General features: G+C 42.6%; 18 protein-coding genes and 1 rRNA gene. 1 reads left to right on the top strand and 18 read right to left on the bottom strand.

Annotated elements, in window-relative coordinates; translation table 11 throughout:
- The 13 genes from LM917_RS21475 to uvrB form a co-directional block, all read right to left on the bottom strand.
- A 16S ribosomal RNA gene (locus LM917_RS21475) occupies window positions 1-97 on the bottom strand; the annotation flags it as partial.
- 345 nt (window positions 98-442) lie between these two features.
- A complete protein-coding gene (gene hisIE / locus LM917_RS21470; protein ID WP_232699758.1) occupies window positions 443-1,081 on the bottom strand; it encodes a bifunctional phosphoribosyl-AMP cyclohydrolase/phosphoribosyl-ATP diphosphatase HisIE in 639 nt (212 codons plus the stop codon).
- Complete coding sequence (gene hisF / locus LM917_RS21465; RefSeq protein WP_232699757.1) at window positions 1,074-1,835, bottom strand: imidazole glycerol phosphate synthase subunit HisF; 762 nt, start codon at window positions 1,833-1,835, stop codon at window positions 1,074-1,076. Before hisF ends, hisIE begins: the two co-directional genes overlap by 8 nt.
- Window positions 1,829-2,575 (bottom strand): 1-(5-phosphoribosyl)-5-[(5-phosphoribosylamino)methylideneamino]imidazole-4-carboxamide isomerase, encoded by a 747-nt coding sequence (hisA, locus tag LM917_RS21460; RefSeq protein WP_232699756.1) that lies wholly within the window; start codon window positions 2,573-2,575, stop codon window positions 1,829-1,831. Before hisA ends, hisF begins: the two co-directional genes overlap by 7 nt.
- Window positions 2,572-3,192: an imidazole glycerol phosphate synthase subunit HisH gene (gene hisH, locus LM917_RS21455; RefSeq protein WP_232699755.1), complete on the bottom strand. Its 621-nt coding sequence runs from the start codon at window positions 3,190-3,192 to the stop codon at window positions 2,572-2,574. The genes hisA and hisH overlap by 4 nt, the downstream gene beginning before the upstream one ends.
- A gap of 2 nt (window positions 3,193-3,194) precedes the next feature.
- A complete protein-coding gene (gene hisB, locus LM917_RS21450) occupies window positions 3,195-3,794 on the bottom strand; it encodes an imidazoleglycerol-phosphate dehydratase HisB (protein ID WP_232699754.1) in 600 nt (199 codons plus the stop codon).
- Entirely contained in the window at window positions 3,760-5,100 is a 1,341-nt protein-coding gene (hisD, locus tag LM917_RS21445; protein ID WP_232699753.1) for a histidinol dehydrogenase, read from the bottom strand. Before hisD ends, hisB begins: the two co-directional genes overlap by 35 nt.
- 28 nt (window positions 5,101-5,128) lie before the next feature.
- Window positions 5,129-5,782 (bottom strand): ATP phosphoribosyltransferase, encoded by a 654-nt coding sequence (gene hisG, locus LM917_RS21440; RefSeq protein ID WP_232699752.1) that lies wholly within the window; start codon window positions 5,780-5,782, stop codon window positions 5,129-5,131.
- Between the two features lie 3 nt (window positions 5,783-5,785).
- Entirely contained in the window at window positions 5,786-6,952 is a 1,167-nt protein-coding gene (locus tag LM917_RS21435; protein WP_232699751.1) for an ATP phosphoribosyltransferase regulatory subunit, read from the bottom strand.
- Window positions 6,953-7,161: 209 nt separating this feature from the next.
- Window positions 7,162-7,710 carry an acyltransferase gene (locus LM917_RS21430; protein ID WP_232699750.1) on the bottom strand — a complete coding sequence of 183 codons (549 nt, stop codon included), beginning with the start codon at window positions 7,708-7,710 and terminating at the stop codon, window positions 7,162-7,164.
- A 42-nt stretch (window positions 7,711-7,752) separates the two neighbouring features.
- Window positions 7,753-8,685 (bottom strand): HPr(Ser) kinase/phosphatase, encoded by a 933-nt coding sequence (hprK, locus tag LM917_RS21425; RefSeq protein ID WP_232699749.1) that lies wholly within the window; start codon window positions 8,683-8,685, stop codon window positions 7,753-7,755.
- 340 nt (window positions 8,686-9,025) lie between these two features.
- Window positions 9,026-11,914, bottom strand: coding sequence for an excinuclease ABC subunit UvrA (gene uvrA / locus LM917_RS21420; RefSeq protein WP_232699748.1), 2,889 nt, complete (start codon window positions 11,912-11,914; stop codon window positions 9,026-9,028).
- A gap of 18 nt (window positions 11,915-11,932) precedes the next feature.
- Entirely contained in the window at window positions 11,933-13,909 is a 1,977-nt protein-coding gene (gene uvrB, locus LM917_RS21415) for an excinuclease ABC subunit UvrB (RefSeq protein WP_232699747.1), read from the bottom strand.
- 204 nt (window positions 13,910-14,113) lie between these two features.
- On the opposite strand from uvrB, the gene LM917_RS21410 reads away from it, so the two are divergent.
- Entirely contained in the window at window positions 14,114-14,878 is a 765-nt protein-coding gene (locus LM917_RS21410; protein WP_232699746.1) for a flagellar hook assembly protein FlgD, read from the top strand.
- A gap of 222 nt (window positions 14,879-15,100) precedes the next feature.
- Here LM917_RS21410 and LM917_RS21405 read toward each other — a convergent pair whose 3' ends face one another.
- The 5 genes from LM917_RS21405 to ftsE all read right to left on the bottom strand — a co-directional run bounded on the left by LM917_RS21405 (window position 15,101) and on the right by ftsE (window position 20,896).
- Window positions 15,101-16,387, bottom strand: coding sequence for a PDZ domain-containing protein (locus LM917_RS21405; protein ID WP_232699745.1), 1,287 nt, complete (start codon window positions 16,385-16,387; stop codon window positions 15,101-15,103).
- Window positions 16,388-16,536: 149 nt separating this feature from the next.
- Window positions 16,537-18,003 (bottom strand): S41 family peptidase, encoded by a 1,467-nt coding sequence (locus LM917_RS21400; protein ID WP_232699744.1) that lies wholly within the window; start codon window positions 18,001-18,003, stop codon window positions 16,537-16,539.
- A gap of 85 nt (window positions 18,004-18,088) precedes the next feature.
- Window positions 18,089-19,276, bottom strand: a complete 1,188-nt coding sequence (locus LM917_RS21395; protein ID WP_232699743.1) for a murein hydrolase activator EnvC family protein — start codon at window positions 19,274-19,276, stop codon at window positions 18,089-18,091.
- A 50-nt stretch (window positions 19,277-19,326) separates the two neighbouring features.
- Window positions 19,327-20,220, bottom strand: coding sequence for a permease-like cell division protein FtsX (ftsX, locus tag LM917_RS21390; protein WP_232699742.1), 894 nt, complete (start codon window positions 20,218-20,220; stop codon window positions 19,327-19,329).
- Window positions 20,210-20,896: a cell division ATP-binding protein FtsE gene (ftsE, locus tag LM917_RS21385; protein WP_232699741.1), complete on the bottom strand. Its 687-nt coding sequence runs from the start codon at window positions 20,894-20,896 to the stop codon at window positions 20,210-20,212. The genes ftsX and ftsE overlap by 11 nt, the downstream gene beginning before the upstream one ends.
- Window positions 20,897-21,203: the final 307 nt, after the last annotated feature.

The following is a 21,203-nucleotide window of genomic DNA, read 5'->3' as shown; positions in this document are numbered from 1 at the left end:
CCCGTCCGCCGCTAGGAACCGAAGTTCCTCGCTCGACTTGCATGTATTAGGCACGCCGCCAGCGTTCGTCCTGAGCCAGGATCAAACTCTCCATTAAAGTTTGTTGATCTAGCTTCAAAACATTTGCATGGCTATTATTTCATTCAAACATTTCACTGTTCAGTTTTCAAAGAACATTTTCGTTGAGGTCATCAACAGAACTTTTTCAGTATATCAACTCTTTCGACAAAAGTCAACATCTTTTTTTCAACCCTGCTTGAAACTCTCATTTTGTTTCAGTGCTTGTGAACAAGATGTTCATCAGCGACAAGTAATAATCTATCACATTCAATTATTCAAAGTCAATACTTTTAAATAAAAAAATTTTGATCAGAAAAAAATAATATGACGCAACCCATCAGGATCGCGCCATTATACCATGCTTTTCATCTAGCTCTACGTTTTATCTTCGTTTGCTAAGCTCTTGCATAATGTCATCAAGCGGGACTTTTTGTTCTCGCAATAAGACAAGTACATGATAGAACAAATCAGCCGTTTCATATCTCAATTCTTCTTTGTCTCGGTTTTTAGCAGCTATTATAACTTCAGCAGCTTCTTCTCCTACTTTTTTCAGGATCTTGTCTACTCCCTTTTCAAATAAGTAGGTAGTGTACGCTCCTTCGGGACGAATTGCTTCACGGGAGGCAATAATTTGTTCCAACTCATTAAGAATGGCAAAACGATCAAATAATCCTTCTTCTTTTAAAGAATGCCCATCTAGTAGATTGGAGAAGCAAGAGTAGCTTCCCTTATGACAAGCTGGACCACTCGGTATTACCTTTACGACTAAAGCATCGCCATCACAATCATAATAAATAGAAACAACTTGTTGTCGATTACCTGAAGTAGCACCTTTATTCCATAGTTCCTGACGGGATCTGCTCCATAGCCAAGTATCATTAGTCTCCAATGTTTTTTGCAGTGCTTCTTCATTCATATAGGCGAGGGTTAAAACCTCCTTGCTAATGGCATCCTGGATGATTGCAGCAATCAAACCATTTTGGTCGAATTTTACCTGTTTAAGGACTTGGAGTTTACTCATGACGGATTGCCACTCCTTTTTGTATCAACGTTTCTTTCACCGCTGCTATAGATGTTTCTTCATAATGAAATATGGAAGCTGCTAAGGCAGCATCTGCTTTGCCCTCTGTAAGAACTTCATAAAAATGATCTACATTACCTGCTCCACCAGAAGCAATGACTGGTATATGTACCGACTGGGAAATCAGCTTGGTTAATTCAATCCCAAATCCTTTTTTCTCTCCATCATCATCCATCGAGGTAAGGAGGATTTCACCCGCTCCCAGACGTTCCGCTTCTAACGCCCATTCCAGCACATCACGCCCCGTCGCATTACGACCACCGTGCGTAAAAACTTCCCACTTGCCGGGAGCTATCATTTTTGCATCAATGGCAACTACGATACATTGGCAACCAAAACTAGTCGCTCCTTGCTTAATCAGATCAGGCTGAAGAACAGCAGCCGTATTCAGCGAAATTTTATCGGCACCTGCTCGCAGAATCCGTTTCATATCATCAACACTATTAATACCGCCACCCACTGTAAAAGGAATGGTAATGTTGGCTGCCGTTCGTTCGATTACATCTACCATGGTTTTTCGTCCCTCATGAGAGGCAGATATATCTAGGAAAACCAGCTCATCGGCACCTTCTTCACTATATTTCGCTGCTAATTCAACAGGGTCTCCCGCATCTTTAAGACCCAGAAACTGTACACCTTTAACTACTCGCCCATCTTTTACATCGAGACACGGAATAATCCGCTTTGCTAACATGTTGATCCTGCCCCCTTGGCTTGAGCCAACGCCTCTCGCAAGGAAAAAGCTTTGGTATACAGTGCTTTTCCAACAATCGCTCCTTCTACTCCATCGGATCGGTGCCGAGCAAGCTCCAGTAAATCGGCAAGAGAACTAACTCCTCCAGATGCAATAACCTGTTTCCCTGTTTCCCTTGCCAACTGTACAATTTCTTCCGTATTAGGACCCGTTAGAGTGCCATCACGCGCTATATCTGTATAGATAAAAGTTTCCGCTCCGTACTCAACCAGGCGCTGCGCCAATTCCACCGCTTTTACCTCTGAATCTGACAACCAGCCTCTTGTCGCTACATAACCATTGCGACAATCCAGTCCAATCGCCAGTTTTGACCCAAATTGCTCCAACGCCTGCTTTGTGAATGCAGGATCTTCAACTGCAACAGTTCCTAATATGATACGAGCCACTCCTGCGTCAACATATGCTTTAATGGTCTCCAACGAGCGAATTCCTCCGCCAACCTGAATAGGCACTTCTACTGATTCCGCAATCTCCTTCATTAATGGAAAATTAGTAGGCATACCATTTTTGGCCCCATCCAGGTCAACTAGATGCAGCCAACTCGCTCCTTCCTTGACCCATTGAGCTGCTACCTCTACCGGACTTTCCCCATATACGGTTTCCTGTGCATAATCCCCTTGAAACAAGCGAACACATTTGCCGCCTCTAATATCAATGGCAGGATAAATGGTAAAACTCATGACAAGACCCCCTCACACTGTTTGGCAAAGTTTTGCAGGAGGCGGATTCCCGTTGCTCCACTTTTTTCTGGATGAAACTGCATACCAGCTACCTGACCCTTCGCAACAATCGCTGTGACTGGGTAACCATAATCCGTATCAGCAAGCAAATGCTCTTTCCTTTCAACTTGCACATGGTAAGAATGAACGAAATAAACATATTCTCCCGGGGAAACACCAGCTAACAGTGGATGCTTCTCTTGCTTGATTTCAAGCTGATTCCAGCCCATATGAGGTACTTTTCGTTCACCTTGAAAACGAATAACTCGACCTGGAAGTAAGCCTAGTCCCTTATGCAGACCATGTTCCTCACTTTCACTAAACAAGAGCTGCATTCCAAGACAAATCCCTAAAACCGGACGCCCCGATTCAGCAAAACGAACAATCGCCAGGTCCATTCCAATATCCTGCATATTGCGCATGGCATCTCCAAAAGCTCCTACCCCCGGCACCAATAATCCACTGTACGTATTTAATTGTTCAGGCTCTGCTACGACTTCATACGGATAGCCTAGACGTTCCAAAGCTTTACTTAGACTAAACAGGTTCCCCATCCCATAATCAATTACACCAATCATGTTTACAGCAGTCCTTTCGTGGAAGGAACACCTTTTACCCGAGGATCGAGTGCGGTCGCCTCGTCTAACGCCCTTCCCAACGCTTTAAAAATTGCTTCAATCATATGATGCGTGTTATGTCCATAATGCAGAATGACATGAACATTCATTCTTGATTCCAGAGCGAACTTCCATAAAAACTCGTGAACAAGCTCAGTCGGAAATTGTCCTACTTGATTAGATGGATAAACCGCTCGGTACTCCAAATGCGGACGATTGCTAATATCAAGGACAACCTGTGCCAACGAATCATCCATTGGTACAAAGGCATTACCGTATCGTTTTATTCCTTTTTTATCGCCCAGCGCCTCACGTACGGCCTGACCTAAGCAGATTCCTATATCTTCAACGGTATGATGATAATCGATCTCGATATCACCCTTCGCTTCAACTTGAAGGTTAAAATGTCCATGACGAGTAAAGAGATCAAGCATGTGGGACAAAAATGGTACTCCTGTAGTAAGCTTACTCTCTCCCTCACCATCAATCGCAAAACGTAGCGCAATATCTGTTTCATTCGTAGTTCGTTTAATGGATGCTGTACGGTTTTTCGAATTCTCCATGTTTTCTTCCCCCTGATAGGTTCTCTCTATTACTATCATGATCTTCCAAACGTATCTGAATGGCTCTGGCGTGTGCATGAAGTCCTTCTGCCTCAGCAAGGGTAACGATCTTTTGACCATTTGTAAGCAGATCGTTCTTGCTGTAGGAGATTACGCTTGATTTCTTAATAAAATCATCAACAGATAATGGTGAGGAAAAACGAGCCGTTCCATTGGTAGGTAATACATGGTTGGTTCCAGCAAAATAATCCCCAACTGGTTCAGAGCTGTAGCTTCCCAGAAAAATTGCACCTGCGTTCGTGATTTTTCCCAGGGAGTCAAACGGATTCTCAATCATTAATTCTAAATGCTCTGGTGCTAACTGATTCGCCACTTCAAAAGCTTCTTCCAAATCAGCAGTTAAACAGATAAATCCGTACTGGGTAAGGGCTGCCTCTGCAATTTCTTTGCGCGGTAGGTCTGTTAGCTGACTCTTGAGTTCAGAAGATGTAGCCCGAGCCAAATCAAGGGATGGGGTAAGCAAGATAGCAGAAGCCATTGGATCATGCTCCGCTTGTGAGAGCAGATCGGCAGCGATATATCTCGGATCAGCAGTCTCATCCGCAATAACCACGATTTCACTTGGTCCTGCTACCATATCAATGCTTACCATTCCAAAAACCTCTCGCTTGGCTAGCGCCACATAAATGTTGCCAGGACCTACGATTTTATCTACGGCTGGAATAGATTCCGTCCCATAGGTTAACGCTCCAATTGCCTGTGCACCGCCTACCTTATAAATCTCCGTTACGCCTGCAAGCTGAGCTGCAGCAAGCACCGCTGGGTTAATACACCCCTCTTTATCAGGTGGTGTCACCATTACAATGCTTGACACACCTGCCACTTGTGCAGGGATCGCATTCATTAATACAGAGGAAGGATAAGCGGCAGATCCACCTGGCACATAGATACCAACTCGCTCCAACGGACGAATAATCTGTCCAAGCATCGTTCCCGTTTCCTTGGTCATAAACCATGATGAACGCTGTTGCTTGAGATGGTATTCCTTAATGTTACCGGCAGCTTCCTTTAGAGCCTGTAGAACATTAGGAGCTACAAGTCTCATTGCCTCTTCCTGTTCCCCTTCTGTTACACGAATCTCCTGAAGCTCTATTCCATCAAATTGATGTGTGAATCTTCGGACAGCTATGTCTCTTTCTTCTTTAACCGCCGTAAGAATCTTACGCACAGTCTCTTGCTGCTCATTGGTCCCCGAATCAATACTCCGCTTGGTTTTCACATATTCCCGTTTCACAATGGAAAGCATGAGAAAATTCCTCCCCTAACCAAAGTTTTTATAGAATTTCAACAGCAGGGATAACCTGCAAGAATTTTTGGGCAATAGACTCTACAGCTTCACTTTTCATCCGATAACTAGAGCGATTAGCTATTAATCTAGTTGTAATATCACATATGTGTTCCAACTCAACCAAGCCATTTTCCTTTAGAGTCTGTCCAGTAGAGACAATATCAACAATTCTCTCCGCGAGCCCAATTAATGGCGCCAACTCAACCGAGCCATTCAGTTTAATCACTTCAACCTGCTGTCCTTTAAGTCTAAAGTATTTAGAAGCAATACCTGGATATTTGGTAGCGACACGAGGGTTAGCAGAGGGCTGGTACTCTTCTAACCCAGCTACCATCATGCGACAACGCCCGATTTGTAGGTCAAGCAGTTCATATACATCTCGTTCCTCTTCCAACAGCACGTCTTTTCCCACTACTCCCACATCTGCAACACCATACTCCACGTAGGTTGGAACATCAGCTGGTTTTGCCAGAATGAACTCTAATTGAAAATCCGGAACGGGTATAATTAATTTTCGGGAATCTTTCAAGTCATCTTCCACCACGACACCCGCCTGTTTTAAAAAAACGAGGGATTCCTCAAAGATTCTCCCCTTCGGCATCGCAATCGTTAGTTTTTGCAGAGAATCAGTGCTACTCATCTGTTACGTCTCTCCTAACCTAATTAGCTTGCTGTTATCTAGTGAAGCGAATGCTTTTTCTGTTTCATCAGTCCAAGGTCCCGTTACCACAACCTGTTGCTCTTTTCTCTTTTGTTGAGCTAGCTGTAGTGCCTCTTCTCTATACTCAGCTTTATACAAAATTACAATCTGCTCAGTACGCACTTCATGATAGGAGGTAGGAATGGTCATTAGTCGGTCCATCTCCAATGCAAATCCGGTTGCAGCAGCAGGTCTGCCAAAACGCTCCAACAAATTATCATACCTTCCTCCACTTAAAAGTGGTGACCCTAAATCTGCTGCGTATCCCTCAAAAACAATGCCTGTATAATAATCAAATCGACCGATCAGATTAAAATCGAGCAGAACATGTTCCGTTACTCCATATGCTTCCAAAGCTCCCCAAAGAGAGGCAACGGTATCAATCGCATTTTGCGATTTGGGATTGGTAATCAGCTGTCGTGCTTCATCAATTTTTCCCCTTCCACCGCGCAGTCTCAGAATGGCAAGTAACTTATCTATTACATCTGCATCATCGGTGTATTCCATGACCAATTGTCTATACCCGACGTAATCACTTTGATGTAAAAATCGGCAAAACTGACTACGTACTTCTTCTTCTCTTACGCACTCTTCCAATAAACCCATTACGATATCAATGTGTCCTACCGCGATTTTAAAAGTGGGCACCCCAGCCTCATGAAGGCAAGAAATAGCCAGAGCAATTGCTTCCGCATCAGCGTCAACACTAGCGTCACCGATTAATTCCACGCCAGTCTGAAAGAATTCAGCATTGCGCCCCGCTTCCTTCTCCTGCGCCCGAAACACATTCGCCTGATAAAAAAGGCGAATCGGATAAGGGACATCTTTATACAAGGAGGAGACCACGCGAGCAATAGGAGCTGTTAATTCAGGGCGAAGTATTACGGTATGTCCTTGTTTATCTAACAATTTGAACATGTGATCTGTTACTGTTACACTGGCCGCTCCCACTGTATCGAAATACTCTAGAGAAGGGGTAGCAATTTCTTCGTAACCCCATTTGTTGATACAAGATCGAAGCACACTTTCCAGAAAGCGTTGCTTTCGTAGCAATTCAGGTAGAATATCTCGCATTCCTAGCGGTTTTTCAAACACATACGGTTTCACCACTTCGTTTCCTCCTGACCTTACAAGACCGTTTGCTTTATTTCGCTAATAAACTAAAGCGAATGAATTGTAGAAAATATACTACTAAAACCTGTTCAGGTCAACAGCTTAATTCTAAATTGAGCGAATATACTTATAAGAATACATAAAAAAAAGATCTCCGTTATCCTCTTGGTAACGGAGATCTTTCTGGTTTTCATTCTCGTCTATTTTTACATCATGTCTATCTCTTTGGTTCGTAATTTTTTATCAGTTTCTACTGAAGCTGGGGCATCCTCAGCCAGTCTAATCACCTGTAACGGATTCCCTCCAACAAAAGCACCTGCGGGAACATCTCGATGAACTACACTTCCTGCTGCTACGGTAGCATCATCACCAATAACTACACCCGGTAATATGGTGGTGTTAGCACCGATCAGCACACGATCTCCTATAACAACATCACCAAGGCGATACTCATCGATGAGATATTCATGTGCTAGTATCGTCGTATTGTATCCAATTACACAATTACGTCCAATACTGATTTTTTCTGGAAACATAATGTCCATCATAACCATTAGGGCAACAGCTGAATGATCGCCTATCTTCATTTTTAAAAACGTACGGTACATCCAATTTTTCACATAAACAAACGGACAGTAGCGAGCAAGTTGAATAACGGTAAAATTCCATATTACTTTCCAGAAGCTGACCGTCTTGTACATCTGCCACAACGGATTTACTCCACCCGCTACATGGTAACGCTTGGTCTTACGCATAAGTAGTCTGTACCCCTTTTTTCCCTGCTACGAATTATCGTATTACAAGAAAGAATCGTGATCCTCAATGGTATCTGTCAAACGCTTGGAAAAATGAACAGCCGCATTGTAACCCATTCGTTTCAGCCGGTAGTTCATGGCTGCTACCTCAATAATAACAGCTAAGTTTCGACCAGGTCGAACTGGAACTGTAATAACAGGCACATCAGTGTCCATTACTTTCATTTTTTCCTCATCCAAGCCTAATCGCTCATAATGCTTATGCTGATCCCATAGCTCTAATTGAACAACCATGTCAATATTTTTGGCATTACGCACTGCACCTGCCCCAAACATAGTCATGACATTGATAATGCCGACACCACGGATTTCCAGCAGATGTTGAATCAGGTCAGGTGCTGTTCCAATAAGCAGCCCCTCTTGTGTTTCACGGATCTCTACAGCATCGTCAGCAACCAAACGATGTCCTCGTTTTACCAGTTCCAATGCTGTCTCCGATTTACCAATTCCACTAGCACCTAATATAAATACTCCAACACCATATACATCTGTAAGCACCCCATGCATCGTTGCTGTCGGTGCAAGACGGTCTTCCAGATAATTAGTCAACTTACTAACAAGACTTGTCGTCGCTAGATGTGATTGAACAATAGGAACGCCACGCTCATTAGAGATAGCGAGCACTTCCTTCGGCAACTCCAAATTGCGGGCAATACAAATACATGGCGTCTCTTCACTCATCAGAAAACTGAGTCGTTCAATGACAACATCCTCTGGTATCGTTTGTAAAAATTCCAATTCTGTCATACCTAATATTTGAATGCGCTCTGCAGGATAAAGGGTTGTATATCCAGCCAACTGCAATCCTGGACGACTTAGGTCTGTTACTGCAATCTCTCGACTCAAACCCTTATCACCACTTACAACTTTCATATGAAAATGTTCAACCAGATGACTGACATTAACCATTTGCATCAAATCCTACTTTCCCAGCAGTAAAACGCTGTTCCGATATTTTACTGTTTCTATTGTAACGAATTAAACAGGAGCTGGACAATGCGAAACTTTGACAATGATTGGAGTAAATTCTTCAATATCAAGACCTTTATCTAGTATAATGCATAACTTACATCCAAAACTCGTTATTTCATTTTGAATACTCTTTAAACAATATTTCCAACTCTTGATCATCATAATATTGACTCTTCAGAATCACATTTTGTTAACTGTTTCACTACGATATTTAACTAAATCTAAGAAACAAAACAGACAGACACATATCGTGTCTGCCTGTCTGTCTTATCTATTCTACCATTTATGACTGCTTTACCAAGTCTTCCATTCGTTTCTTGGTTCGCTCCAGATCACGCTTTAACACAGGGCCCAGGAACTCACCTGTATATGAGCCCTTCACTTTAGCTACCTCTTCAGGAGTACCCGTTGCTACGATCGTACCTCCACGTGTACCACCCTCTGGACCCAAATCGATCAAATAATCCGCTGTTTTGATAACATCCAGATTATGTTCGATAACCAGTACTGTATCACCATTTTCAACCAATCTTTGCAACACCTTCAGCAGTCGATCGATATCATAGGTATGTAAACCAGTCGTAGGTTCATCCAAGATATACATTGTGCGTCCCGTACTGCGGCGATGTAATTCAGATGCCAGCTTAACCCGTTGCGCCTCTCCACCTGATAGAGTTGTTGCAGGTTGTCCCAGCTTCATGTAACCCAGACCTACATCTAGTAACGTCTGAATTTTACGTTCGATCTTAGGCACGTTTTTGAAGAATTCCACTGCATCTTCTACTGTCGTCTCCAACACGTCGGAAATACTTTTTCCTTTGTATTTTACTTCCAGCGTTTCCCGATTGTAGCGCTTGCCATGACAAATCTCGCATGGTACGTACACGTCAGGAAGGAAATGCATCTCAATCTTGATAATTCCGTCACCGCTACATGCTTCACAGCGACCGCCCTTCACATTAAAACTAAATCTTCCCTTTTTGTAACCACGTACTTTCGCCTCATTCGTGGAAGCAAACAAATCACGGATATCATCAAACACCCCAGTATACGTAGCAGGGTTGGAGCGTGGCGTACGTCCAATTGGTGACTGGTCGATATCAATAACTTTATCTAGATGCTCCAGTCCGCTAATTCGGCGGAATTCACCTGGTTTTGCTTTTGCTCTGTTTAGCTCTTTTGCCAATGCTTTATGCAGAATTTCGTTTACCAGCGTACTTTTTCCTGAGCCAGATACACCTGTGACTGAGACAAACAACCCTAGTGGAATTTTGACTGACACGTTTTGGAGGTTATTCTCTTTAGCTCCCTCAATCACAATCCATTTGTCACAAGCCTCTCCATCTTTAGCTGGTATCCTTCTCTCCAACGGCACTGGAATAAACTTGCGTCCGCTCAGATAAGCTCCAGTCAGGGAATCAAGATTTTCCATTACTTCCTGCGGAGTTCCGGCAGCCACGATATTTCCGCCGTGTATCCCTGCTCCAGGACCAATGTCTATGATGTAGTCGCATGCTAACATGGTATCTTCATCGTGTTCAACCACAATCAGTGTATTTCCCAGACTGGTCATATGCTCAAGCGTCTTAATCAATCGAGCATTATCACGTTGATGCAGACCAATGCTTGGCTCGTCCAAAATATAAAGAACTCCCATTAAGCTTGAACCAATTTGCGTAGCAAGCCTGATGCGTTGTGCTTCTCCACCGGATAGAGTACCTGCAGCCCTGCTTAGCGTCAGGTAATCCAGTCCAACATCGATCAGGAAAGTAAGCCTTGCTTTTATCTCTTTAAAAATCAGATGAGCAATCCTCATATCCTTTTCGCTTACATCTAATTGATCAAAGAATTGGTGTGCATCTGCAATAGACAAACTGGTTACTTCAGAAATATTGCGCTTTCCTATGAGAACAGACAAGCTTTCCTGTCGTAAACGTTGACCCTTACATACTGGACACGGACGCTGACTCATGTATCCTTCAATTTGATCTCTGATATAATCGGAGCTTGTCTCCAAGTAACGGCGTTGCAGGTTAGGAATAACACCCTCAAACTGCACATTCGCTTCTCTCACCTGTCCAAACTCATTTTCGTAACGGAAATGAATCTTTTCTCCTTTGCTACCATAGAGCACAATTTCCATCTGTTCCTCAGGCAATTCTTCTACTGGAACCTCCATTGGAATGCTAAAGTGATCGCATGCTGATTGCAACAGTCGATGGTAATACGTAGAAGATTTTGGTTCCCATGCCTCAATAGCGCCTTCTTCCAGTGATTTCATTACACTTGGCACTACCAGATCAGGGTCCACTTCCATTCGTACTCCAAGCCCATCACATTCCGAACATGCACCATACGGACTGTTAAATGAAAAGATTCGCGGCTCTAGCTCTCCAATGGAGAATCCACAGATCGGGCAAGCGTGTTTTTCACTAAACATTAACTCTTCCTGATCGATCACATCTACGATAACCTTGCCATCTGCCAATCTCAGTGCTGTCTCTAGTGAATCAGCGACACGGGTTTGAGAGTCAGGCTTTACCACTACACGGTCAATAACCACTTCAATGCTGTGCTTTTTATTTTTTTCCAGCTTAATTTCTTCAGATAAATCGCGTACTTCCCCATCAATACGAACACGTACATAACCTTGCTTACGGATATCTTCCAGGAGTTTTACATGTTCACCTTTGCGTCCCTGTACCAAGGGAGCAAGAATTTGCATACGAGTTCTCTCTGGAAATTCCATCACTCGGTCAACCATCTGTTCAATGGTTTGTGAGGAAATTTCGATCCCATGCTGTGGACAAACTGGTTTCCCAATACGCGCATATAGAAGGCGAAGATAGTCATAGATCTCTGTTACAGTTCCTACGGTAGAACGGGGATTGCGACTTGTTGTTTTTTGATCAATTGAGATCGCTGGAGATAAACCCTCGATAGAATCTACGTCCGGTTTATCCATCTGTCCTAAAAACTGTCTCGCATAGGCAGAGAGTGATTCTACGTAACGACGTTGTCCCTCTGCATAAATCGTATCAAATGCAAGAGATGACTTACCGGACCCTGATAGTCCGGTAAGCACTACAAATTTATCGCGTGGAATGACGACGTCTACATTTTTCAAGTTATGGGCACGTGCGCCTTTTACCACAATGCGATCCAATGGCATGGATATTCACTCCTAACCCTACAGGTCTGCTTTTAACTCAAGTATCAAATCACGAAGCTCTGCAGCACGTTCGAACATTAGATTGCGCGCCGCTTCTTTCATTTCGTCTTCCATTCGCTCGATCACTGCTACGCGATCTTTTTTCGGCATCTTTTTCAAATCTAAATGTGGCAAGTAATCAGATTTTTCTTCTGCTACACGCGATGCCTCGATAACATCACGAATAGCTTTCTTGATCGTCTGCGGAGTAATACCATGTTTTTCATTATAGGCAGTTTGAATGGCACGGCGACGCTCTGTTTCCCGAATAGCGGATTTCATTGATTCTGTCATTTTATCAGCGTACATGATTACACGACCTTCAGCGTTACGAGCCGCACGACCAATTGTCTGAATTAATGAGCGTTCATTACGCAAGAAGCCTTCCTTATCTGCATCTAGGATGGTGACTAGGGACACTTCCGGCAAATCCAACCCCTCACGAAGCAGGTTAATCCCGATTAACACATCAAATTCACCCAAGCGAAGCGAGCGTAAAATCTGCATCCGTTCAATCGTTTTGATGTCAGAATGCAAATACCGCACCTTAATTCCTACCTCTTTTAAATAATCGGTAAGGTCCTCAGACATTTTTTTCGTCAAGGTGGTAACCAGAACACGCTCATTCTTGGCAATGGTTGCCTGAATTTCTCCTATCAAATCATCTATTTGTCCCTTTATCGGACGTACTGTAATCGTAGGATCGATAAGTCCGGTAGGACGAATGACTTGCTCAGCCATTTTCGGTGTATGCTCCAGCTCATATACACCTGGAGTTGCTGAAATATAGATGGCCTGAGGCACCTTTTTCTCAAATTCAGCAAATTGTAGCGGCCGATTATCTTTCGCAGATGGTAGACGGAAACCATGTTCGACCAGCACATTTTTCCGTGCCTGGTCACCGTTGTACATCCCGCGGATTTGTGGAAGTGTCATATGAGACTCATCCAGAACCATCAGGAAATCATCAGGAAAATAATCAAGCAATGTATAAGGGGGATTCCCTTCGGGTAAACCCGTTAAATGACGGGAGTAGTTCTCAATTCCAGAGCAAAAACCCATTTCCAGCATCATCTCGATATCATAACGCGTCCGCTGTTCCAGACGCTGTGCTTCCAGTAGCTTACCTGCCGCTTTTAACTCAAGCAGACGTTCTTCAAGCTCTGCTTGTATATTTTCAACAGCCCGTTTCAACTTATCTTCACGCGTAACGAAGTGAGAGGCAGGAAAAATTGCAACATGATCTCTGGAATTCACAATCTCACCGGTTAGTACGTTAATCTCAGTAATCCGTTCAATTTCATCACCAAAAAACTCTACCCGAATCGCTTGTTCATCTCGAGAAGCAGGAAAAATCTCCAGGACATCTCCCCGTACACGGAATGTACCGCGGGTAAAGTTAATATCATTGCGATCATATTGGATGTCTACCAGACGGTGTAAAACCTCATCCCTGCCTCTTTCCATTCCCACACGCAGGGAGAGTAGCATCTCTCTATATTCAATCGGAGAACCCAAGCCATATATGCAAGATACAGATGCCACAATGATTACATCTTTTCGTTCAAATAGAGAGCTGGTAGCTGAATGTCGTAATTTATCTATCTCGTCATTGACGCTGGAATCTTTTTCAATGTAAGTATCCGAATGGGGAATATATGCTTCAGGTTGGTAGTAATCGTAGTAGCTTACGAAATATTCAACAGCGTTATTCGGGAAAAACTCACGAAATTCAGCTGCTAGTTGCGCAGCTAAGGTTTTATTATGTGCCATTACCAGCGTGGGTTTGTTCACCTGTGCAATTACTTGTGCTACCGTAAAAGTTTTTCCGGTCCCGGTCGCACCAAGCAATGTTTGGTGTCGCTTCCCTTCTTTTAAGCCTTCCACCAATTCAGCAATCGCGGTTGGCTGATCTCCAGATGGTGTAAACTCTGAAACCAATTCAAAATGATCCACGAGCCGTTCCTCCTCCTTTAAAGACCTATCTTTCAGTATAGCACAATATTTATTATTTTAAGCAGATACTCGAACGTTTGTTTGTCTATTCTTCACCTGTGATTTTACCGATAATAGTGAAAGATGGCAAGGGGAACACCAATATTTATCAACTAGCCAATTTCCAATCTGAATAAAATTATTACCCATTTGGGAGGAAAATGAATGCCGACCAACAATATAAGCAAACCTAGTACAACTTCATATGTTCAGCCAGAATATAGCTATAAGAATAAAAGAGAATTCAGCGAAGGATTAGATAGTAACGCGTTCATGAAACTGATGATTGCCCAACTGGCAAATCAGGACCCACTTTCTCCGATGGACAATTCTCAGTTCGTGATGCAAACCTCGATGATGACGCTGGTTGAAAAATTGACTAACATCGAAAAAATAATGAAAGAGACAAACAGCAGTCTTCTCAATGTAAAAGAGTATGAAAAGCTGATCGGTAAGGTTGCCACCTACGATGTAATTCGTAAAGATGAGGCATCAGGTCAACAGTACGTAGAAACTGCCCAAAACACGATCAATGGCGTTAAGCTCGTAGACGGAGATATCTGGTTTTTGATCGGGAAAGATATCGTTTCCCGAGGTCAAATCCACGGTCTAGAATCGCTTGACACTGATATTGGTATTGACAACACATTAAAGTATGCTGATATGATCGGATATAAAGCTACTTACCTCGAAGAAGTTAAAGATGAGGACGGAAAAATTACCTATAAAGAATCAACGGGTATTATTGAAGCTATTAGTATGAAGGACGGTATGATCGAATTTATAATGGATAATGGAAAAAAAGTAAAATCTATTGATATTATTGGACTGCAAGTAGGCGAATCCCCTATAACTGGTATTACTCCAGAACTTCCGACACCAGAGGTTCCAGAGGAGGTCCCAGAGGAGCTTCCAGAGGATTCGGAGTAACACCTAGGAGTCCTCAGCCTTTACGATACTCATCTACAGAACCCCCCTTGTGTTGTGGCACAGGGGGGGTTTTGTTGGCTTCCGATAAACTAGTTATTAATGTCGCAAGTAGAAGATATTAACACAACTTCTCTTTTCTACAAGCAAAAAATCCCGCAATCAGTTTATCTTCAACTGTTGCGGGATTAGCTTTTTTATCTTTCTACTCGTATCGGCGTCGTATTAAGCTCCCAATCCTTGTTCTTTTTTTTGCTGAGCTATCGCCTTTTTACTAATCTTATCAACGACTCGCATGGAGACGAATTCTTTCGTTCGTTCATCAGGAACCACGATAATTCCCAACTGATGATGCATCCCGGCATAGATAGCACTTTGAACAAATTTAATCTCATTTTGTCTAGTTAGTACTTCCATCTTACAAAATGCTGGATTAATCTGTAGCGCTGTGTACAAATCTTCTTTTCTTTGAATCAAGCTGCCGTTCACCTTAACAATTACTTCTCCTATCTGAATCCCCATATTATCTGCAGGTGTATCAGGTAAAACAGCCATTACCTTTAGTCCACGAGAATGTGGAACATAGTAAGGTTGCCCTTTTGCTTCCTGTCGGTTACTAAGCCAGCCGATGAACTCATGCCCAAAGAACGCAAAGAAAGCAGCTACATAAACCACAGGCGAATACAACACTGCCGCATAACTAAGCCCTACCAAAAGTAGCGAATACCATACTAAATGCTTGGAAATTGATTTTGCCTTTGCTTGAGGCGTATGTATTTTGGTTAAGGCAGAAAATCCTGTTACAGCAGGCAATAACAATAACCCAAGCGATGCAGAAGCCATTTCGGGTGAGAAAAGTGGCCATCCCGGATAAAAGGCTGGAATATCTAATCCACTGCCAGCTACGGGTGACAACACAATCACCGGTGCAAGCCAAAACGCCTGCAATTGATAAGCCCCTATAATCCTGCCCCGCTTTCCTTCAATAAATAACGGAGAGGCATCAGCTCCACGATTTGTTCGAATGAACCATGCCTCCATCAAATGAAGGAGACCTACCAGAGCCAGTAATGGTGCTGGGTTCGCATTGGCAAACCATCGCCAGACCATTCCCACTCCCGGAACTGTATCAACAAAAGGAACTAAGAGAGCCACACCATGTAGTGCTGTAAAAATAGCTGTTCCATAGGCGAGACAGAGAAAACGAACACGAAATAGTGCCAGTATCAAAGCTAGCGTCCAGGCAATCCACATATCGGTCACTTGCACATAAATCCCTAGCACAGCAGCTAACAGGCTAACAAACAGCCCACCAACTATTCCCATGCCTAATCCTCGAAGTGTCTGAACCAAAGGTGAATGAAGCCGCACAGAAAACAATTGCCGCTCCCAAATCATTTGTTTACGATACTGCCAGTATATAAAAAAGAGAAATGCATACAGCAGCGGATTTATTAGAAGATAGCCAACTGCATACAGATAGTTTTCCAATAGATTCAAAGCTACTGCCAACTCTCTTCCTCCTCACTCTTATTGCGTAAGAAAAACAAATCCAGGATTTAGACATCAAGAAAAAAGAACCACGACGCTTTTGTTCGTGGTTCTTTCTTTCTACAACGGGGAATCATTTCCCTGCCTGATTCATCGATTCTTTCCTACTTCTATTGAGATACAACTTCTAGCGCTTTTTGTAGTTGCATATCGTTTTTAGGTTGTTTCATCACTTCAATTAGCGATTCCTGCATGGCTGCACCCGTTTTCTGATCAACCTTACCAGTCACAGACAGTCCTTTTTTCTGCTGGAATTCTTTCACAGCAGTCTCAGTCTTCTCATCGAAGTAACCATCTTGACGTCCTGGGTCTAATCCCAAGCCAGTCATGATTAATTGCAGATTTTTTACTTCCGCACTATTAGCATCACGTCCAAGTACTTTATCATGCGGTAATTGGGTTGCTTTATAGTAATCGGGTTGGGAAACAGCCACATCAGGTTGAATTCCTTTCTTGTGTACCCACTCCCCATTTGGAGTTAACCATTTCGCGATTGTCAATTTCAATTGACTCTTATCATTCATTTCCATCGTATTTTGTACGGTACCTTTACCGAATGACTTTTCTCCAACCAATTTTGCCCCTGCTTTTTCATGCAAAGCACCAGCCAGGATTTCAGAAGCACTTGCAGTACCTCCGTCGATCAAGACAGTTATTGGATAAGTTTTACCTTCTTCCACTTTGGAGTAGAAGCTCTCTACTTCATCGGTTCCGTTACCATATACGATATCAACGATTTTTTCTTTATTTGGGATAAGATTTTCACTGATGATTGTTGTAGCTTTTAGATAACCACCTGGGTTACCCCTTACATCAATAACCAGTCCCTTAATTCCCTCTTCCTCCAAAATAGCTAGCTGCTTCAAGAATTCTTCAGCAGTCCCGCTTGCGAAAGAAGTAATTTCCAAGACACCAATCTTCTTACCGTTCTTTTCATAGGAAGAAGGGTATACGGTTTCCACAGGAATATCATCACGAACAATGACAACTGTCATCGGTTCCGTATTACCTTGTCGCATGATTTTCAAGGTAGCTTTCGTTCCTTTAGGACCACGAATCTTGTTAACCGCTTTATGCAAGTCCAAACCGTCCAGTGATTCTCCATTTACACTCATTACTTGGTCGTTAGGACGCAATCCCGCTTTCTCAGCAGGAGAGTTTTTGATAGGTGATACTATTGTAACTTTGCCATCTTTCATCGATACCTCAGCCCCTATTCCTTGGAAAGAGGAGTTGAGAGATTGATTAAATTCATCCGCAGCCACAGGGTCCATGTAATCGGAATAAGGATCATCCAGAGCTGAAATCATGCCGTTAATGGCACCTTCCACCAGCTTTTCATCCGGAACTTGCTGGACGTAACGCTGTTTAATAATGTTATATATTTCGGTTAGCTTCGCAAAATCCTTGGGTGTTTCTGGTTCTTTACCAAATATCCCGTTGCTACCGCTAGCCACCACTGTGCTAGATGCCTGCTCACTATATGGCATTGTTTTAACTGCAATCACCGTAATCAGACTGCTGGTTAACATGCTGGCAAGCACAAGCGCAAGTACCTTGCGTCCGTTCCATTTCATCCAATTCCACCATCCTTTTTTCTTGCCACGGAAAAAGCTGTGCAATTAGTGTATGCAAAGTTTGCATGCAATATTTGCATGGATACTAGCGAAGGTAAGGTGCTGGATCTACGGATCTTCCGTTCTTCAAGACGGTAAAATGCAAATGATTTCCAGTAGAACGACCGGTTGAGCCTACTTCAGCAATCTTTTGACCTCGTTTTACCTTTTGACCTACGCTTACCTTTATACCGCCTTCACGAATATGCCCATACAGTGTGCTGATCTCATTATTATGCTGGATTACTACTGTATTACCGTATCCGCGCATAGTAGATGCATATATAACGATTCCTTCCTCAGCAGCTGAAATCGTTGTTCCTTTTGGAGCTGCCATATCAAGACCATCATGACCAGAAGTTCGTCCAGTAAATGGATCAGCACGCATTCCGAATGTAGAGGTTAATCGATATGAAGTAAGAGGAACTCCCAGTTTGCCACCTGTATAATTGCCTACGCTGTTAAAACTTGCCTTTTCTCGTAGCTTAGCTGATTCTGCCATTACGATTTGAGACATCGCTTCTTGCTCATCAGCAATTTGCTCTTCCAAATCTTTTTCCTTCTTCTTTAGTTCAGCTTGTACGACAAGAGCTCTCTTCTGCTGAGCAATCAACTCTTCTTTTAAGTCTTCGCTCTCGGAAAACATTTTTTTGTAGGAAACTAGTAAAGTATCTACTTCTTTTTTCTGAATTTCAATGGTTTCTTTATCCTTTTTGTTCTGTTCTAGTATACGGTTATCCTGTTCGACGATCAACTTCATGCCATGCATACGAGTTAACAGATCACCAAAATCAGACGCACCCATCATTACATCCAGATACGAAACCTTACCACGCTTATACATCGCATTGACCCGTGTTTTCAGCAACTCATCGCGTGCTGCCACTCGTTCTATTGCTTCATCTAAGTTTGCTTGAGCTTTGACAGCCTTAACCGTTGTGCTGTCAATATTCTTCTGTAGCTTGTCCAGCTTTTTTTGTGTTTCTTCCCGTTTCAGGTCCAGTGAAAATAGTTCATCATGCAGATTCTGCTGTTGATTTTTCACATTGCCAATCTGATTTTGAATCGCTTTGACCTGTTTTTGTTGTTGTTTCTTCTGCGAGCGAATTTGTTCCAATTCTCGATTGATCTTTTGCAGCGATTGTTTACTTGCATAACCTGCGGGAGCGGGAGCTAAGCCCCACGCTAGCATACTGACTGCTAGTACAGACAGAATGAGTTTTTTCTTCATCATTCAATAGTGCCCTCCCAAGCGCATAGTATCTTTTTTTTAGGTAATGAGTGTTACACTCTCAAAAACTTACGAACAGAAATCATACTTCCCCAAATACCAATAAAGGCTCCAATTCCCAGAAGAATGCCTCCTACTTGAAAGACAAACGGATTGGTAGGCAAGATTTCAAACATTTGAGCATAGAGACTGGAATGAAGATTGTTATAAAGGTAATAGTAGCCTGTTGTCAGGATAGCAACCGGAATGACAGCCCCCATAACACCCATTACCAAACCTTCTACAAAGAACGGCCAACGGATAAACCAGTTGGTTGCCCCTACCAGTTTCATAATCTCGATCTCACGTCTTCTCGCTACAATTGTCAGCTTAATGGTATTAGCAATCAGGAACATCGCCGTAAATGCTAAACCGATAATGAAAACAAAGCCAACATTACGCATCATTTTGGTCCAGGTAAACAATTGATTAACGGTTTCTGCTCCATAATCTAGTTCATCTACCAGTTCCATTGATCCAATTTTTTCAGCAACAGTAGATACGCTTTGCGGTTGTTTAGTCTTAACTGTTAGCGCATCAGGCAACGGATTTTCGTCTTCCAATCCATTCAGAAATTGACCGTTTTCCCCCATCTGCTCTTTTAAATCTATTAATCCCTGATCTTTGGGTACATAGACAACAGACTCTACGTCTGGTAAAGCCTCTATTTTTTTCTCTAATGCACTTGCACTCGCTTGATCGGCTGTGATATCCAGGAAGACGCGAATTTCAACCTGATTTTCTACTGTTTTTGCCATGTGATTCACATTGAGGGCAAGTAGTAAAAATACACCTAATATTAATAGAGTAATCGTCACGGAACTAATAGAAGCAAAAGTCATCCAGCCATTCCGTGCGAGATTTTTCAGACCTTCACGAATATGTCTACCCAGGGTGTTAATCTTCATAACCGTATTCCCCTCTCTGCTCATCACGGGCAATTTCGCCAGCTTCTATCGCAATTACCCGACGACGCATGGAGTTTACGATCTCACGGTTATGTGTAGCCATAACTACCGTTGTTCCAGATAAGTTAATCTCATCAAAAAGCTTCATAATCTCCCATGAGGTATCTGGGTCCAGGTTACCAGTAGGCTCATCGGCGATAATAATTCCAGGGTTATTGACGATGGCACGAGCGAGAGCAATCCGTTGTTGCTCACCACCTGATAGCTCGCTCGGGAGCATTTTTGCTTTGTGTTTCAGTTTTACAAGCCCTAATACTTCCATAACACGTGGTTTAATTTCCTTTTTATTTGATTCTATAACTTCCATTGCGAATGCTACGTTTTCGAACACTGTCAAGTTAGGTAACAGTTTAAAGTCTTGAAAGATTACACCAATACTTCGGCGCACAGCTGGTATTTGGCGTTCTTTAATCCGGCTTACATTAAAGCTGTTAAGGAAAATCTGTCCTTTGGTTGGTTTCTCTTCACGATACATCAACTTGATAAACGTTGATTTACCAGCTCCACTCGGTCCTACAACAAATACAAAATCACCTTTATTAATCTTTACATTAATTCCTTTTAATGCGTTTGTACCATTAGGATAGGTTTTCCAAACGTCATACATTTCGATCAAAAAAATCACACCCTACATGTCGGTTATGTTAGCCACCTCAACAATGGCTTCTGGTCTCACGTGCATTATCTCAAACTATTTGTCATTCTGTCGAAAACTAGTTTCTCTCTTACCTTTTGTCAGCCAAAATATGCTAACTTCTCACAGCTTTATCTATTATACCACTCCATTTCTGTGTTGTTATCCCCCAATTATCGTATTTCTTGTCGACAATTTGGAAAAAACAAGAAGGAAACTACTCGAATAGGCCTAAAAACTTTTCTATAAGAAAGTGAAACCCAGATGTTTATCCTTTCTTATACAGTAG

Origin of the sequence: Brevibacillus daliensis (genome assembly GCF_021245735.1) — a bacterium.
GTDB lineage: Bacteria > Bacillota > Bacilli > Brevibacillales > Brevibacillaceae > Brevibacillus_B > Brevibacillus_B daliensis.
This window is presented reverse-complemented; position numbering and strand designations above follow the sequence as displayed.